The organism is Chryseobacterium metallicongregator (genome assembly GCF_031324065.1).
Classification (GTDB): domain Bacteria; phylum Bacteroidota; class Bacteroidia; order Flavobacteriales; family Weeksellaceae; genus Chryseobacterium; species Chryseobacterium metallicongregator.
The window spans coordinates 41,766-59,310 of record NZ_JAVIXS010000001.1 but is presented as its reverse complement, the minus strand read 5'-3'; the positions used below and the strand labels follow the sequence as shown (position 1 = coordinate 59,310).

The 17,545-nt window shown below is 36.2% G+C and carries 10 protein-coding genes; 2 read left to right on the top strand and 8 right to left on the bottom strand.

Annotated elements, in window-relative coordinates:
* Positions 1–348: 348 nt before the first annotated feature.
* The 4 genes from REB14_RS00250 to REB14_RS00235 form a co-directional block, all read right to left on the bottom strand.
* Positions 349–1,056, bottom strand: a complete 708-nt coding sequence (locus REB14_RS00250) for a hypothetical protein (RefSeq protein WP_145953236.1) — start codon at positions 1,054–1,056, stop codon at positions 349–351.
* Positions 1,057–1,203: 147 nt separating this feature from the next.
* The gene (locus REB14_RS00245; RefSeq protein WP_309521185.1) at positions 1,204–2,697 is read right to left on the bottom strand and encodes a BspA family leucine-rich repeat surface protein; all 1,494 of its coding nucleotides are present in this window, start codon (positions 2,695–2,697) and stop codon (positions 1,204–1,206) included.
* Between the two features lie 286 nt (positions 2,698–2,983).
* The gene (locus tag REB14_RS00240) at positions 2,984–5,368 is read right to left on the bottom strand and encodes a TonB-dependent receptor (protein WP_309521184.1); all 2,385 of its coding nucleotides are present in this window, start codon (positions 5,366–5,368) and stop codon (positions 2,984–2,986) included.
* Between the two features lie 209 nt (positions 5,369–5,577).
* A complete protein-coding gene (locus REB14_RS00235) occupies positions 5,578–5,862 on the bottom strand; it encodes a bacteriocin-like protein (RefSeq protein WP_413930155.1) in 285 nt (94 codons plus the stop codon).
* Between the two features lie 449 nt (positions 5,863–6,311).
* Between REB14_RS00235 and REB14_RS00230 the strand changes: the two genes are divergently transcribed.
* A complete protein-coding gene (locus tag REB14_RS00230; RefSeq protein WP_079243925.1) occupies positions 6,312–7,097 on the top strand; it encodes an XRE family transcriptional regulator in 786 nt (261 codons plus the stop codon).
* A 279-nt stretch (positions 7,098–7,376) separates the two neighbouring features.
* Entirely contained in the window at positions 7,377–8,612 is a 1,236-nt protein-coding gene (locus tag REB14_RS00225; protein WP_309521183.1) for a YaiO family outer membrane beta-barrel protein, read from the top strand.
* On the opposite strand, the gene REB14_RS00220 is transcribed toward REB14_RS00225, so the two are convergent.
* From REB14_RS00220 to REB14_RS00205, 4 genes are read right to left on the bottom strand one after another with little or no spacing between them, the layout of a single operon-like run.
* Positions 8,609–12,046 (bottom strand): sulfatase-like hydrolase/transferase, encoded by a 3,438-nt coding sequence (locus REB14_RS00220; protein WP_309521182.1) that lies wholly within the window; start codon positions 12,044–12,046, stop codon positions 8,609–8,611. The genes REB14_RS00225 and REB14_RS00220 overlap by 4 nt on opposite strands.
* Complete coding sequence (locus tag REB14_RS00215; RefSeq protein WP_079241768.1) at positions 12,040–13,107, bottom strand: HEAT repeat domain-containing protein; 1,068 nt, start codon at positions 13,105–13,107, stop codon at positions 12,040–12,042. The genes REB14_RS00220 and REB14_RS00215 overlap by 7 nt, the downstream gene beginning before the upstream one ends.
* Before the next feature lie 9 nt (positions 13,108–13,116).
* On the bottom strand, positions 13,117–13,473 hold the full coding sequence (locus REB14_RS00210; protein WP_034697917.1) for a response regulator transcription factor: 357 nt from the start codon (positions 13,471–13,473) through the stop codon (positions 13,117–13,119).
* Between the two features lie 12 nt (positions 13,474–13,485).
* Positions 13,486–17,394: a response regulator gene (locus REB14_RS00205; protein ID WP_079241767.1), complete on the bottom strand. Its 3,909-nt coding sequence runs from the start codon at positions 17,392–17,394 to the stop codon at positions 13,486–13,488.
* Positions 17,395–17,545: the final 151 nt, after the last annotated feature.

The window sequence follows — 17,545 nt, the reverse complement described above, 5'->3', positions numbered from 1 at the left end:
GTTTATATAAAATTTGCAATGATGATAATGTTTTTCGATTTTATTCACAAAAAAGCTCCAAAATCAGTAGATTTTGGAGCTGATTTTATAACTGGTCTTTCGGCTGACCTACTTTCATCTATAATTCCGGATGTTATTGTTGAATTTGTCCATGTATGATTAAAAAAATCTGCAGTTATTAACGTGCAGAAATGAGATTGATTTATATCGTTATTTTCACACAGGCTGAAATATTAATTTCGGGAAGCGGACTTAATAATTTTCACTGAGTAAATCCTTCATCATCAGTTGTATTGCCAATAAGATTGATTATAGGTTGATCTCCTGTTATAAAAGATAAACATGTTCTTAGTTATTATTGTTAATAATCGGAGCCAGTTCTTTTTTTAATTCTTCAAACTTTTCTTTGCTCATCATATCAATTTCCACTAACTCTTTTGCCTCTTTTAATTTTGCAATTGCTTCATCTCTGGTCATTTTTCTGTTTTTTAAAAGAATTTCACCAGATTCAATTCCTAACTCAGTATCCATAACGCTTAAATATTTATTGATTCCAAAAGCTCTGTCATTTATTTCTCCCAAAACCATTACCACATACAAGGGCTTATTTTTACTGCCTCTGTGATATGTTTTTATCTCTCTGACAATAACTTTAGTGTTTTTTAAGCTGTTGTCTGCCATATTTTGTGCTTCACCACCCATAGCAGACATAATACTTCCAAATCCAGCGGGTCTTCCCATTTGTATAAATTCATAAGTTTTTTTTGAAGTACTTCTTGATTGTGAAATTCCCCCTCTTGCTTTATTACCATAACTCCCCGAATAAGTTCTTGTATTCAGTTCTTCCGAGGTAGGAGATCCTAATATTAAAGTATCACCCACCTTCACACTATTTTTACTCGTTGTAAGATATTCCTTAACCTGAGCGCCGTTTTTAATAGTATTGAAAAAATTAATATCTTGAGTGTTTTCGTAGGTCAATAAATTAATATTTTCTTGTGCCTGAATATGTACTATCGATAAAAGAATAGTAAAAAAAGTAATTGTTTTTTTCATAATTGTTATTTTAATATATTGGAATTCAATCCATACTTTACACAAATATAACACACTTATTTATATATAAATTGAGGAAAACCATAAAGCTCCAAAGTACAATGACTTTGGAGCTAAATTTAAATAGCTAACCTTTCGGCTGTCCTATTATTGCTTGGTGATTTTATTGAAAAAAGTATCACCTTTAAAGATATAGTCTCCTGCAGGATATTCAGTCAGATCGATGGTGTTTTTCCCTTTTCTAAATAATATATTTTTAATGAGGTTACCGTTATTATCATATAAATAAACATTTTCGTCTACTGAGGATTCCACATTGATCACTCCTGTCGTTGGATTAGGATAAGCGGAAGTTTTCGTTTTTGGTGAAGCTTCTCTTGTTGACAGATAACAACCGGAAATATAGGAATCTCCAATAATGTTAAAGCCTTTGTTGATCAGTTGGGCTCTCGCCAGCATTGCTTGCGGTGTAGAATAAACCAATCCTGTTGCATCTATAGTTCCGGATGTTATTGTTGAGTTCGTCCATGTAGGATTATTATTCAGAGCGATGAGAAAATTGCTGTAATTTGTACATGATAAGCCGACATTTTTAAATCCCAAATAGATTGAATTCCAGCTGAAGTTCTGAAGCTTGATATTCCATGAAGAAATATCCTGGTCAAAATTTGAAGCACCTGCAAACATATTAAATCCGGCGAAATAATCAATCTTACTTACATCCCAGTTTCCGATGGGCTGATTGAATGATACTGCATTTTCAAACATATGCTCAAAATCTGTCACTTTACCTGTGTTCCAGTTATCAAGTGGCTGATTAAATGCTGCTGCATTATAGAATGTATAGCGGAAATTAGTCGCATTTTCTGTATTCCATGAATTTAATGGCTGGTTGAAAGCTGTGGCATCTGCAAACATGGAGGAGAAATCAGTTCCGGATATTGTATTCCAGGCAGAAATATCCTGATTGAAAGAAGATGCAGAAGAAAACATGCTGCTGAAATTGGTTACTTTGGCTGTATACCAGTTTGCAATATTCTGGTTAAACAGAGTTGCTCCGCTGAACATACCACTCATGTCTGTAACATTGTATGGATTCCAGTAAGAAAATGAAGTGTGTCCTGTCAAAGATGAACAATTAAGGAACATTTGTGATAAACTGGTAATCTGTGTAAGATCTGGACCGTCTGCAGCCGTTACGTTAAGATTGGGACAGTTGGCGAATGCTCTGTCGAATTGCTGAAGCCATGTCGTATTTCCCCACTGGCTGAGTTCTATGAGTTCCTGATTTCCACCTGGAGGCACCATGTCGGTATTGGCCCTGAACCCGTAAAATAATCCGTTACCACTGAATACTTTTAATTGGTAAGTGGCCTGCAGAGGATCTGGATGGAATGATGGCCCAAAATAGATGAGTAGAGGTTCATTGCTGCTAGAGGTTACATAATCAAACATCCCGTTATGCTCAGGATATCCTACTTCTTCCCAGTGAATGGTGTAATCGGTTCCTGTGCCACCGAACCTTATGGAATGATCGATAATGCCGTTTGCATTGGGTTTCCAGATGGTAGTAAATTCATTCTGCGCATAGGAAATGCAAAATAAAAGAAGAAAAATGATTATTAGTTGTTTTTTACACATAAATTAAAAGAGGTTTTGTTAGGTTAAAATTGGGTTTAGTAAGACAATTAATTTCCCGGGATTCTTTATCTTATCTCTAATACAAAGGTACTTACGCATAGCGACAGAACTCGTCGTATTAAAAGTTATGACCTCTTTTTTTTAGTTTTTTTGTTGATTATTTTTTGTATAAATAGACAGGGTAAAAGCCGTCAGAAATAGTCTGCATTCTAAGAAGGATTTTGAATAGATAACCTAAAAAAATCTGCAGCTATTAATGACTAAGAACTGCAGAAGTAAGATTGATTTATATTGTTATTTTCACACCGGCTGAAATATTAATTCCGGGAAGCGGGCTGAGAAACTTTAACTGAGAGTTCTGAAGTCTTGCTTCGGTGTTCAACAGGTTATTTCCTATAATATAATACTCCAGATCACCTATGCCTAAACTGTTGTCTTTATAGGCTAACCGTACATTTAGTAATGAGAATGCCGGCATAGGAAGCTCAGGATTGATATTCTTTCCTAAATATTTTTGTTTTAAATAATGGTCTAAACTTACATTCATACTGAAGTTCTGTACATTTCCTTCCAGAGAGAATCCGAAACGGCTTGTAGGCATATTAGGCATATAATCACCATCACTCCACTTTCTTATGGAGCTGTCGGCAACGCTTATGTTTCTTACCAGATCATAATATCCGCCTATCTCCCACTTTCCTATTTTTCCCAGATCTGCTTTATAAGCGGCTTCAGCTTCAATTCCATTGATTTCTGTATCATCAGAACGCCATTCTTTTACCAGAAAAATTTCTCTGGAAATCCCGGTATGGGCAAGGTAAATATAATTTTTATAAGAAGTATTGTACCAGCTGGCCGATACGCGGAAGTTCTTCAGGTTGAGCCCTCCCCCTATTTCAACCGTATTTGCAGTTTCCTTATCCAGTCTGTCATCACCATTTTCCTCCGTCAGGATGGCAAAATGATTGTTTCCTGAATAAAGCTCATTCACTTCCGGTGCTCTTTCTGAATGGTTGTACTGTACTTTCAGATATCCTTTTTTAAAGAGAGTCCATTGAGCGGAACTATGAAATTGGTGAAGGGTAAAATCTCTGTCGCTGAGTTTTCCGCCGGAAAGTCCACGGCTTCTGACATACTTGTTATCTGCTTCCGCTCTACGTTGTACATGATCATTTCTATACCCAAGATCAAACTGAATGATATTAAAATCAAGATGCTGCATCGTAAAGACTCCAATTTCACGGCTTATAGTATTAGGCAGATATCTTTGGCCTCCAGTTCCTTCCATATCTCTGTATTGTACTTCAAGACCTGTAGTTCCAGTAAGAAACCTCAATTTCTGCTGTGTGATTTCCAGACGGCTATTGTGTTGGTTTACGGCAAACTGATTGGCGCGGTAACGATCCAGAAGTTCTGCGTTTTTCGAAAATACGCCCATATAATTCAGTTTGATGCTTGAAATCGGAGAATGGGTAAACTTGTAACCGGATTCAAACATGGCTTTATGGGATAAGCTTCTGATATTAATGGGACTATATTCTATTTTGGGCTGTGGTTTTCCATGGCTATGTTTAGGTATTTTAGGGATTGCATACCCGGGAACTCCAAAATAGGAATAAGAATTCTGATAAGCACCTCCCACATACAATGATTTTCCAATATAACTGGTGCCAACATAAAATGAATTGCTTTCCGAATGACTGTTGGGTATCACTCCATCTTTTGTTTCCACATAATCCTTGATTCCGTTTACTTCACTTTTATAACGGTCTTTCACGGCATCCTGACCAGGAACATACAGATCATTCTTTGGATTAGGATAATATTTACCATCAGCAGGATTGTAGTACGTAGAACTGAAGGTGTAAAGATCATCTTCAGACAGCTCATATTCAATCATATGATCCTTGGCAAACTGGCTGATGTAGGGAAAAAGACTCTTGTTGAGTACCCGTCTTGAATTTACATCAATCTGGCACAACGACTGTAAGATACTGTTGAAACCGACAAGGTTCGGATCATAGCATCTGCTGTCTTTTGATTTTCCCGGAATTCTGACCATTTCCTGTTTCTGATTGGATGCTCCTACCGTCCAGACCCAGTTTTTAGCAATAACTCCTTTCGCTGAAAAAGCCTGTTTTTGTCCACTGTTGCTTCCCCCTTCAAGAAGTCCTTTTACATTAAATTTTTTATCCGGCAATTGTCTGGCAATATAATCTGTTTCAATATCTATGGCTCCTCCAATAGCTTTTCCTCCATATAAAACCGATGCTGAGTTTTTATAAACGGTAATATTCTGAACATTGTTCATCTCTATATCCGTATTAAAATCTGGACTTATTCCGGAAAGATCATTCACTGCTGTTCCGTTTTCCAATATTTTTACCCGGTTTCCGCTTAGACTTCTGATCACGGGAGCTCCGGAATTGGGTCCATATCCTGAATTTTGAATTCCGGGAATTTTACTCAATGTTTCACCCAATGTATTGGATTGAATAAAATCCAGCTTTTTTCTTGAAATATTTACAGTGTTATAATTAGATTTTCCCTGTACTTGTACAGACTCTATGTCTTTTACAATTTTTTTTTCAGGGGTAATTTTCTGGGCTTTCAGTAGGGATGGTGAATACATAAGTGTGCCACCCACCAAAAAATAAACGGTCCTTTTCATGTGCATATACTTTAATGATCCAGCAAAGCTAGAAAATTAAATTTATTAATGCAACATTGTTGCTTTATTGGTTTTTTATTGAAAAGACTCCTGAGAATATAAGTAACTGAAAATAAATGCTCTATATGAGGTTTCTATGGTCTGCAAAGACATAAAAAAACCGCTCTAAAAAGAGCGGTCTGATTTTTTACTGTGAATTTGCTTGCTGATTAGCAAGTAGAACCGCACTCAAGTAATTTGATGTGGATTACACCGTTAACAACACATTGTGTTTGGCATAAAGCGTTAGTTACAACAGTGCTTACACCGCCTACTACTCCACCTACTGTAGATCCTACGCCAGAAACAACACCTCCAACGATAGTACCTACACCGCCTACTACTCCACCAACTACACCTCCTAGTCCACCTAGAAGACCGCCGATTGGATCTAGTAATCCGTTACCTGAAATAGCTTTTAATTCGTTTCTGTCCAATTTTTTTAAGTTTTTCATAACTATAATTTTATATGATTATTACATCACGAATATATGAATAATAACTTTACAATTGCAAATTATTTTCAATAAATTAATTATATGTTTTTATTATTTAATATTTCATTAATATAAGTGTATTTTAATAAAAATATGATTTTCACTTATATGTGATTGATTTTCTAAAAGTTAAAAATGATAACTCAATTTGTGGATTTTAGAGTTATTATTTTTGCATTAAATGCTCTTTATTGGTGTTTATTTTTCAACACCTATGAAATCTCTGTAATTTGCCTATAAACAGACTTTTGGTAAGGTGTAAATTGACCATTTGAAGTCCTCGGAAGGATTAATTTTTGAAAAAAAGAGAAAAGGAAGATAAAATTTGTGTTCTTCTTGTAGTAAAAACCATTCTGTTCATTGATAACGGAATCAAATTTTGTATTTTTGCTGACATACTTATATCAATGTCAGTTTTTTCAAATAATATACGCTTTTTAAGAGCCAGGAGAAAGCTCTCCCAACAAAATGTAGCCGATGAATTATTGATTTCAAGAGTCCGGTATTCAAAATATGAAAACGGAATTTCTGAACCTCCTATTGAGCTGCTGGTAAAAATCTCAAAATATTTCCATGTAAGTATTGATCTTATGCTGTCTGTAGATATTGAGAAGCATCCGATAGATGAAATGCTGAAGCTTCCGGACAACAGAATTGTTCTTCCGGTTGCGGTAGATACTCATGGAAATGATACGATAGAAATTATTCCTCAGAAAGCTTCAATGGGTTATCTGGAAGGTTATAGCGATATAGATTATATTGAAAGTCTTCAGCGTATTGCTCTTCCATTTCTTACCAATGGAAAATACAGAGCTTTCCCTGCAGATGGGGATTCTATGCCTCCGTTCAGAAACGGATCTTATATTGTAGGAAAATATGTAGAGGGAATCAATGAATTGAAACCAGGTAAAACCTATGTTTTCGTTACCTTAAATGATGGAATTACCTATAAGCGTTTTAAAGAAAGAAAAGAAAATGCAATCTCAGTAAGTGCTGACAATTCTTTTTATGAACCTTATGATATTCCTTTTGAAGAAGTAGTGGAAATCTGGCAGTACGCTTCAGGAATTTTCCCTGAAGATTTTGAACCGGGCGATTATGAAAGCTACAATTTTAAAGAAATGTTCCGTGAACTGAGACAGGACATCAGGGATCTTGACAAAAAGGTTTCCGGCCGTCGTCGTAAACAATAGTGATATGTAAAATATTTATTATATAATATACTCCCGGTCATACAGCCGGGATATTTTTGTTTATATGGCATCTTTTTGTAGCAGTATATGATGTGAGTATTACAAAAATCAATTCTTTTTAATTACGGCAATAGTTATTTCATCATAAATATCTATTATTTGATGTTTTATGGAATAATAATCTCAAAAAAATAAGTTTTAATGAATAATCTCTGGTTTGAGAGATAAAAGTTCAATATATTTGTGATACCAGATGTAGCTCATTAATAATAAACTTCGATGAAAAGATATCCGACTTTTTTATTAGCATTACTTTTCCCAATTACTCTATATAGCCAGCAGAATCTTACTGCTGATGAATTGTTTGTTAAAGCCCGTACCACTGCTTTTGAGCAGAAAGACTATGCTACATCTATTGCCCTGGCAAAAGAGGCATTGGAAAAAGCACCTAATTATACTGATATTTCCGTTTTTCTAGGAAGATTATATACCTGGAATAAAGACGTAGCGGCAGCAAGAGCTGTGTTTGAAGATCTCGGAAAAAGAGAGGTTCAGGATGAAGATTATTTCCTGGCGTATGCTTCATTGGAATACTGGAATGATCAGAATACAAAAGCTATCGAAATTATAGATAAAGGACTTTCTTATCATTCTAAATCTGAGGCATTACTATTGTTGAAAGCAAAAGTATATTTTGGAATGGATAATTATGAAGAAGCTGACAAAGCGGTAACCACTCTATTATCTATTAATCCAAAAAATACAGAGGCAAGGGCTCTTGCAATAAGAATCAAGGATCTGTCTTCTAAAAATGCTGTTGGAATTATTTACAACTATTCCCATTTTGACAAACAATTTGATGATGACTGGCATATCGTAGGAGTAAGTTACAAAAGAATTACACCTATTGGTTCTGTGATCCTTCGCGGAAACTATGCAAACAAATTTGCACAAGGCGGTACACAGATTGAATTGGAAGCGTATCCAAGACTTTCCAAAATGTTCTACCTTTATGTAGGCGGAGGATATTCTGATGATGTAGGTCTGTTTCCGAAATACCGTACCGGTGTTTCCCTGAATGCCAATCTTCCTCACAGTTTTGAAGCAGAATTGGGATACCGCCAGCTTCATTTCAGCAACAGCATCTGGATGTATACTGCTGCTGTAGGAAAATATTATAAAAACTTCTGGTTCAACCTGCGTACTTATATTACTCCTGACAGCAAAAACATTTCACATTCTTATACAGGAACGGTGCGTTATTATACTAAAGGAGCTCAGGATTATTTTGCTTTTCAGATCGGAACAGGAATAAGCCCGGAAGAATACCGAAATAATCTTCTGGAAAACGAGACCTTTAAGCTTAAAACCTTTAAAGTAGGCGCTGAGTATAACTTTTCTTACCGCTCCGTCAATCTTTTTTCTATAGGAACAATGTATTATAACCAGGAATTCCGTCCGGGTGAGAAAGGAAATCAGTTTGACATTACTTTAGGCTATACCCGAAAGTTTTAAAACTTTGATTTTGTTTTTTTCTTAAAATTGACGATTACTGAATCCGGCATCAGTTTTTTCGTGGAATAAAACTGAGCATTCATGCTTTTATACTGATTGAACCTTCCATTGATCTTACTCATGGCTGCAGCGTCATTGGAAGCATCTTCTTCCATGTCTTTAAGCGTGAAAAGCTGCCCATCATGGATATAATATTTTTCAGAAACAAAATCTATAAGCTGGTTTTTACTTTGCATCATAGGAATTCCGGCTTTGTTGATTTCAGCATCTGCGGAGAATCCTCTTCCAACCCATGTTACTGTAGAAGGTGTAGTGATTTTATAATTATTTCTGTAGTACGCTAAAATAGAAGGTGCAATATCAAAATGACTTACTGTTTTATGAAAACGTTTTGATTCTTTTAATAATGGTGAATAGATTAATAAAGGCACATGGAATCTGTCAATTTTAGATTCTAAGGTAATTTCAGGCATACTGTGATCTCCTGTAATGACAAAAATTGTGTTTTTGAAATCCGGACGTTTGCTGTAATTTTCAAAGAACCCTTTCATAGCATCATCAGCATTCAAGACGGAAATAAGCTGATTTTTGTGAGCGGCTGCCCATTTTTTCTGTTCTTTGGTCAAAATTCCTGAATTTAGCCTTTGGTTGTACAACTTTTCATAATAATCCTTATTGTTGATTAAAAAAGGATTATGTGTTGAAAGTGTAAGTATCATATTGAAATACGGCTGATTCTGCGGTTTCTGTTGCTGTTGCATTTTATTTAAAACTGCCTGATCTTCATATCCCCAACTCTCCCCGTTGTTAGCAGGAAGTTTACGGTATGGAATGGTGAATGAGGCTTCGTCCACAATATGATCTACTCCACTGTATTCCAGGAATTCACGGTAGCGGTCAAATGATACATGACCTCCATAATAAAATCCTGTTTCAAATCCGTTCGCTTTAAGGATATTATAAAGATTGAAATTCTCCGGTGTTTTTTCTATTTCAAGGAAGCCGTTTTTTCCGAAAGGAAGAGATCCCGTTAATGATGGTAATGCTCCAAATGTTCTTCCTGCTGAGCTTAAACTGTTTTCCCAATACAACCCTTTATTGGATAAAGAATCAAGATAAGGGGTGAAGTTGCCGATATATCCTTTCGGAGATGTATACGCATGTCCGAAGCCTTCCATAACAAGAAAAACAAGATTAGGAACTTTCTCAGATTTGTTCATATAAGATCCTAAGAAATCCGGGGTGTTTTCTTTTCTCCAGAACGGAAAGTTTTTATCGATCATTTCTGCGTTGGCGGTAAAATCTTCATTATCGCTTAGCAATTCGGTGAGTTCCAGATGGTCGCTGATGAAATTGTCTTCATTGGATTTAAAGAAATAAGCCCATTTACTTTTTGCTGCATTTTGGTTAAACTCACTCTCAGAATTCAAAACCTTTGCTCCTACTAAATTGGAAGGAATAAAGAATGCTGATAATCCGAAAATCAATAATATCATTCCCGGATATATTGATTTTAAAGCTGTTTTACCTGCAATCCATAAAGGAACAAGAGAAGCTGTTATCAAAATTCCCAGTAATGCAAAGTTTTTGAAGTTGAGCATTCCGCTTGCCTGCAAAATCTGCTTCATCTCTTCTTTACTGTAGTATAAAAGATCTGCACCCAATACGTTACGGCTTTCAGAAAAATATAGGAATAAGATATACTGTGTAACTGCTACAACAACCAGGGTTAAAATTCCCAGAATTCTTGCCCAGCCTTCTTTGATAAAATTAATAATCAGATATATAACTCCGACACAGAATGTCAGTTGCAGGGCAAATAAAATGTTTTCAAAGAAAAGACGCCCAATAATGGCTGATGTTTCAAATTTTGGAAAGGTATATTTGTACCATAGAGATTCTGCGGTTACTCCTATTAAAAATAATGCAAAGAAAACCAACGCCAGCATTCCCCATTTTTTGAGTCCTACCTGAAGAATAGCAGATATTCTTTCTTTCAGCGGTAAATGTTGTGTACTTTGGTTGAAACCTTGTCTTGTCATTTCGCCCCAGCCATGAGATTTTTTGAAATAATCTATAAATCCGTTAACCCCTGCTTTTACCACAATTGGATGAAAATAAAAAGGTTCGGAAAAAGCTGTGAAAATTAATCTAAAGAAGTCTTTTCTTTTGGTGTAGACCTGATGGCTTACGAGATCCACCAGTATCGCATAGATGGAATATAAGAATCCCATTGAGATCACGAGGGCGAACAGAACGATAAAGAATGGCCAGTTGATAATTCCCAGTAATAAAAAGATGATAAAGATAATATAACCTGAAAATTCGATGAGCGGACCGAGAAATTCAAAGAAGAACCAATAAGGAAGGCTGATCATTCCCAGTTTTTTATACTTTGGATTGAACATCATTTTTCGGTGTTTCCACAGGGTTTCCATGGTACCGCGCATCCATCTGTTTCGCTGTTTTCTAAGAATATCTTTGGATTCGGGAACTTCTGTCCAGCATAGAGGATCCGGAATAGTAAGTACTTCGTAAGGCTCATTTTTTTCTTCCATGTACTTCCTCATTCTTACCACCAGCTCCATGTCCTCTCCCACTGTACTTTTATCATAACCACCGCAAGCCAGTACGATTTTTCGGTCAAAGACTCCAAAAGCACCGGAGATCAGAATCAATCCTGAAGCTCTGGACCACGCCATACGCCCCAATACAAAAGCTCGGATATATTCCAATGCCTGTGTTCTTCCCAGTAGGGTTTTCGGCATATTGACACTTACTACTTTTCCGTTTTCAATGACGCAATTGTTAGCCAGACGAATCACTCCACCGCATGCAATGAACTTTTTATCAGTCTGCTCCAGCATGGGCTTTGCAAGCTTTAAAATGGAGTCCTGCTCCAGAATACAGTCAACATCAATGCAGACCAGATATTCACCGGAAGAAATATTGACGCCAACATTTAAAGCATCTGCCTTTCCTCCGTTTTCTTTATCAACAACAATCAGTTTTTTAAAGGCCGGGTTTTTACTTTTATAAACTCCTCTTACCGCATTGGTTTCTATTTTTCCCTGAATAAAATAAGCTACAGATTCAAGTTCGTAAGCTTCGATCAGCTTTTGGATAGAATCATCCTTACTTCCGTCATTTACAATGATAATTTCAAGATTATGATAGTAAAGAGATAAGAGAGAACGTACATTTTCCACAATGGTCATTCCTTCATTATAGGCCGGAGCAATAACGCTGAATACAGGAGCATTGGGATTAGCCGCAATGATGCTGTAGTCTGTGAATGTATTTTCTTTTTTATAACGCAATACAGCACCCAACGCATAAATTCCTATCCAGCCATAGATAAGGGTTACTGCTGTTCCATAAACCAAAAACAGCCAAATAACAACTTCATAGATGATGTGTGAGAATTCTAACATACTTTTTCCTGTAATGCGTATTTAATAATTTGAATGAGTTCTTCTGAAGAGGTTTCTTTTTGAGATATTTCTGCCAGGTATTCCTGTTGCTCCAAAGCACATAAAGCTTCTGCAGCATACACCTTTATCCCTGAATCAGCATTGTTTAATAATTGATTTTTCAGAAAATCCGTACTGCATTGTTCTTTTGACTTTTTCATGACTTTCAGAACCTCTTTCTGCACTTCAATGGGTTGATTTGGATACATTTCCATAAGATGAGCAATGGTGGAAGAATTTTCCAGTGACAATAAAGTCTGTACTGCTTGTACCCTTACTTCAACGGAAGGATGATTCAACAGATCAATTACTGTAGAATAGAGTGATAATATCTGAAATTTTCTTAATAGCTTAAGGGTAAAAATGACTACGGATTCATTAGAACTTTCCATCCATTTTTTAATACTATCCCCTGATTTTTCAGGAATGTGGGTGATTGAAATAAGCAAACGAAGCTGCTGCCATTCTGATATTCTGGAGGAAATGCTGTTCAGAAAATGAAGACCTTCAAATCCTTTAAAGTTAACCATCGCATATTGAGCCTCCTGATACACCTGAGCTGAAGGATGGGTTAAAAATGTAGAAATTTTTGGCAATGCTTCTTCCACGTGCATTGCTGTAAGCTCCTGTATTCCTCCTGCAATAATATGTTCTTTCTTTTGATTCAGTTTTTTCAATGCTTCTTCCTGAAGGCCATATTCCCGGAATAAGTCTTTGAGCTTATTTTGAGCTGCTCCGGAAAATTTTTTCTCGGATTCTGCCAGTTTCTGAAGGAATAGATTTCTGAATGAAGGACTGCCAGAAGCCACTGAAAAGTTAGTGTCTGCATACATTTCCTCTTCGCCATATACAATCACTTCTGAGATTTTTTTATTGATCACTTCAGACCATCTGAAGGCCTGAACAGATTCTCTGTACTGATAAAAGCTGTAAATCAGTACAACAATAATCAGTAAGAGTACTAAAGATAGCATTCCCAGAAAAACAAGAAAAAGAAAATGCACAGAAGTGGTGAGAAACATGGCTTTAGTTTATTTTAAAGAGAATCTTTTTATTCTTAATATCAATTCATTGGGACTGAATGGTTTCACAATAAAATCGGCAGCTCCGAGGTCAAAAGCATTCAGTACTACTTCTTCCTGCCCCATGCTGGAAAGCATGATTACTGGTACCTGCTTGCCCATGGTTTTAATGGCTGAAAGTATTTCAATTCCTGAGGCAAACGGCATCATAATATCTGTGATAGCCAGATCTACATCTCTGGTTTTAAGGGTTTCGATAGCGTCTTTCCCGTTTCGGGTCAGGATCACTTCATGCCCTTCTTTTAATAATTTGTGTTCAATCGTTTTTAGAATCAGTTCGTCGTCTTCGGCGATTAGAATCAGCATAATTTTAGTATTTTATTGTATTAGATTTTTAATTAATTGTAATCCTGTTGTTATTTCGCGGATAATTTCTTCTTCCATAGACATAAAATCCATGTTCGTTTCTGCTTTTTTCTCCCAGCTGGCAGTACGTTCTGTAAGTTTTACCAATCCTGCTGTTCCTGCTGTTCCTTTGAGTTTGTGAAGAATCAGTTTCAGGTGGTCACTGTCTTTTTCAGCAGTACTTTTTTTGATATTTTCTTCAGCCTGATTAAGTTGTTCTATGACAAGATTTAAGAAGATTTTCCTGAAATCTTCATCATCGTCACCTATTTGTTCGTTCAGAAGATTTATATCAAGGTAATTTTCCTGATGGGAAGAATCTTCAGCAGGGTTATTACTTTCGTTAATGATGTACTTTTTAAGCATTTCCAGCAGATCTGCCTGCCTTAAAGGTTTAGGAAGGAAGTCATTCATCCCGGAATCCAGACATTTTTCTTTCTCTCCCAGTACATTACCTGCCGTTACCCCAATAATGGGAACATTAGAATATTCCGGGAGTAAACGGATTTGTTTGGTCGCTTCAATACCATCCATTACCGGCATCTGAACATCCATTAAAATGATATTGAATGCCTTTTCTTTACACTGCAAAACTGCCTGAAGTCCATCCGTAGCTTCTGTAAGATGTGCATCCGGTACCAATGAACGCATCATTTTGTGGTTAAGAACCATATTAACAGGATTGTCATCCACCAATAAAACCTGCGGTGCCTGCATCAGTATAGAGTCTTCTGTTTCCGGTTGTGCAATGCTGGTTACCTCCTTTTCAGTGTTTTTTACAGCTCGTCTCAATGTTTTATAGAGTTCTTCAGACTTGATAGGCTTCAGCAGGAAGAATGAATTGTTTTCCTGACGGAAAGAATTGATCACATCATGTTCCTCGGAAGACGTGTGGAGAATAATCAAAGGAGAAGATTCATTTTGTTTGCTGAATAGTTCCTTGATTTTTTCTATTGTTTCCAGACCGGAAATGATAGGCATATGATAATCCATCAGAATGACATCAAAACGCTCTCCTGCAAGCAATATCTGAAGAGCCTCCATTCCATTGGCCGCAAGCTTTGAATCTATATTTTTATAAGCAAGCATGTGTTGAATGATAATTCTGTTTGCTTCATTATCATCTACAATAAGTACTTTGCTTATTTTCAGATCTTCGTCTTCATGACGATCAGATAGTTCATAAGGAACCTCTAAGTCAAAATAGAAAACAGAACCTTTTTGAAGTTCACTTACCAATGACAGGCTGCTTCCCATATATTTCAGAATATTATTGGAAATGGTCAATCCGAGACCCGTTCCTCCATACGTTTTACTGATAGAGCTGTTTTCTTGCGTAAAGGCATTGAAAATATGGTGTTGCTTTTCCTTAGGAATACCAATTCCGGTATCTCTTACAGAAAATCTAAGTTTGATATTCTTGTTATCAATATTGAGCTTTTCTACTTTAAGCTCTATTTCTCCCTGTTGTGTAAATTTCACGGCATTTCCAAGAAGGTTGACTAAAATTTGTTTCAGTCTTGATTCATCCAGCCACATGATTTCAGGAAGACCCTGTTCTATATTGAGGAGTAATTCTATATTTTTTTTCTGTGACTGGTAAAGGATTACATTGATCACCTGACTTACCATGTCATAAATATTGGATTTTTCAATGATAAGATCCATTTTTCCGGATTCTACCTTGGAAAAATCAAGAATATCATTGATGATATTCAATAAATTCTCTCCTGATTCATTGATATAATTGAGGTATTGAGTCTGTATATCATTCAACGGAGTTTTTAAAAGAAGATCGGAAAAGCCAATAACACCGTTCAGCGGAGTCCGGATTTCATGGCTCATGTTGGCTAAGAATTCAGACTTTGCTTTGCTGGCAATATCTGCCATTTTCTTGGCATTTTTCAGTTCTCTATTGATTCTTACGGAGGGTGTAATATTCTGTGCAGAAACAATAATTCCTCCGATAACATTATTGGAAAGGTACCAAGGCGTCACTTCTACACTGTAATGCTGAATGATTCCTTTACCCGGAACTTCTATGGCCATATCTTCATTTTTATAGGCCTTTCCTGCCAGTGCATCCTGATATATTTTTAATCTCTCATCCGGTACATTGGGTGAGATTTTAAACATGTTCTCACCAATAAGTCTGATGTCATTCATCTGAAACTCATCTTTCCAGCTTCTGCTTACAGAAACATAATTGAGATCTTTGTCAAACATGGCTACTGTAGAAGGTACATATTTTACAAAAGACTGCAGCATAGCTTCTTTTTTAGCCAGTTCCAGGTAGATATTTTTGAAGGTATCAATATTCTGAATAATTCCGTAGACTCTGGTGCATACTCCATCTTCAAATTCCGGGATACCTTTTACCCTTACCCAGATCATCATGCCGTCATTTTGTACAAGCTGTAATTCTTCATCATAGGGAATCCCTTCTTTTATAGCTTTTTCGAATAAGAATTCCAGTTTCTCACGGCTTTTTTCACTATAGAACCCCAGTGCATTTTCAAAATCAGGCTGGAAATTTTTATCTATTTTATGGATTTCTCTGGTAGATTGTGACCAGAGAACAGTATTGTTTTTCAAGTTGACTTCCCATCCTCCCACCTGTGCAACGGCACTGGTTTGTTCCAACATCTTTTTGGTATGAACAAGATCTTTTTCCAAAGTTATTCTTTCGGTAACATTCAGTGCGGTACTCACTACGTAAGGATTTCCTTCTTTGTTGATTTCCACAAGATTATGGTACATCCAGATCATGTCTTCACCTCCTTTAGTTCTCAGGATCATGGTTCCGAAATCTTCCTGATTTTTGTTGATTCTTTCGAGGTATTGTTCAAGAAGAGGCCAGTTTTTCTGGGGAACAAGGTCTTTTAAATTCAACCTTTCTACCTCTTCGACAGAATATTGAAGGGTTTCTCTTCCTTTCTCGTTGACAGCAATGATATTTCCTTCCATATCATGCATACTCATTAAGCCTATAGCATTTTCAAAGAAGCTTCTGAAGCGGCGTTCAGAGCTTTCTAGTTTAAGCTTTTCTTCAATACGTTGGGTGATATTAATTCCAAAACAAAAAATCTCTGAATGATTTTGATTGAGCTTTAAATACCATTCAATAATGATCGTTTGGATATCATCTATTTTTGTTGAAGTAGTAAATGTTACTTCTTCATCCGTATTGGGAAGGTTTTTGGAAAGTAATTGGAGTTGAGAATTATGATTCCCTATCAGGTCCAGGAAATTCTGGCCGAGAATCTGACCTTTATCCATTTGAAATGTATTTTCAAAAGCCGGATTAATCTCTTTCAGTGAGAAATCTTTACCCAGAACACAGATCAGGTTATTGGAAATGGTAAAAGTTTGTTGAAAATACTCAGCCTGGATATTTTTCCTTTTGCCCGTCAGAATTTTTGTGATCGCGTCTCCTATCTTTTTTAGAGCAGATATCTGGTCTTCTGTGATGGTTTTAGGTTTATAGTCGATAACGCAGATGGTTCCCAATACAAAACCTTCATCATCAATCAAAGGAACTCCTGCATAAAACCGGATTCCGCCCGCCAGAATGAGTGGATTTTCTGATGATCTTTCATCCAATAATGTATCATTGATGATCAGAATTTCTCCACTTGCAATTGAATATTGGCATACCGTATTTTTTCTGTCTACAAAATCAAGAGCCATTCCCACGCAACTCTGAATGGTCTGGGTTTCGCTTTCCATCATGGCAATAAGCGCTGCAGGACAGTCTGTCACCAGACATGCGGTTTCTGCAAAAATGTCTAACTGGGGATCTTTTTCAAGGTTTAAAAGATCAAAATACTCCAGTTTCTTCATTCTCCCTTCTTCATTCGCAGGAATTGGATACTTCTTCATATACTATATCAACAATTAGAGACTTTTCTTTTTTGATTATTAAAAAATGATAATCAAGGCATTAAAGTTTATATTTTAAATATTTTTAAGTGCTTTAAATTATTATTTTAATAAGTAAACCAAATTACGAAATTATTTCGTATTCCGTTAC

Excerpts from the sequence above, each read along its gene's own strand:
- REB14_RS00250 (WP_145953236.1), bottom strand. The coding sequence starts at position 1,056 with ATGAAAAAAACAATTACTTTTTTTACTATTCTTTTATCGATAGTACAT.
- REB14_RS00245 (WP_309521185.1), bottom strand. The coding sequence starts at position 2,697 with ATGTGTAAAAAACAACTAATAATCATTTTTCTTCTTTTATTTTGCATT.
- REB14_RS00240 (WP_309521184.1), bottom strand. The coding sequence starts at position 5,368 with ATGAAAAGGACCGTTTATTTTTTGGTGGGTGGCACACTTATGTATTCA.
- REB14_RS00235 (WP_413930155.1), bottom strand. The coding sequence starts at position 5,862 with ATGAAAAACTTAAAAAAATTGGACAGAAACGAATTAAAAGCTATTTCA.
- REB14_RS00230 (WP_079243925.1), top strand. The coding sequence starts at position 6,312 with ATGTCAGTTTTTTCAAATAATATACGCTTTTTAAGAGCCAGGAGAAAG.
- REB14_RS00225 (WP_309521183.1), top strand. The coding sequence starts at position 7,377 with ATGAAAAGATATCCGACTTTTTTATTAGCATTACTTTTCCCAATTACT.
- REB14_RS00220 (WP_309521182.1), bottom strand. The coding sequence starts at position 12,046 with ATGTTAGAATTCTCACACATCATCTATGAAGTTGTTATTTGGCTGTTT.
- REB14_RS00215 (WP_079241768.1), bottom strand. The coding sequence starts at position 13,107 with ATGTTTCTCACCACTTCTGTGCATTTTCTTTTTCTTGTTTTTCTGGGA.
- REB14_RS00210 (WP_034697917.1), bottom strand. The coding sequence starts at position 13,473 with ATGCTGATTCTAATCGCCGAAGACGACGAACTGATTCTAAAAACGATT.
- REB14_RS00205 (WP_079241767.1), bottom strand. The coding sequence starts at position 17,394 with ATGAAGAAGTATCCAATTCCTGCGAATGAAGAAGGGAGAATGAAGAAA.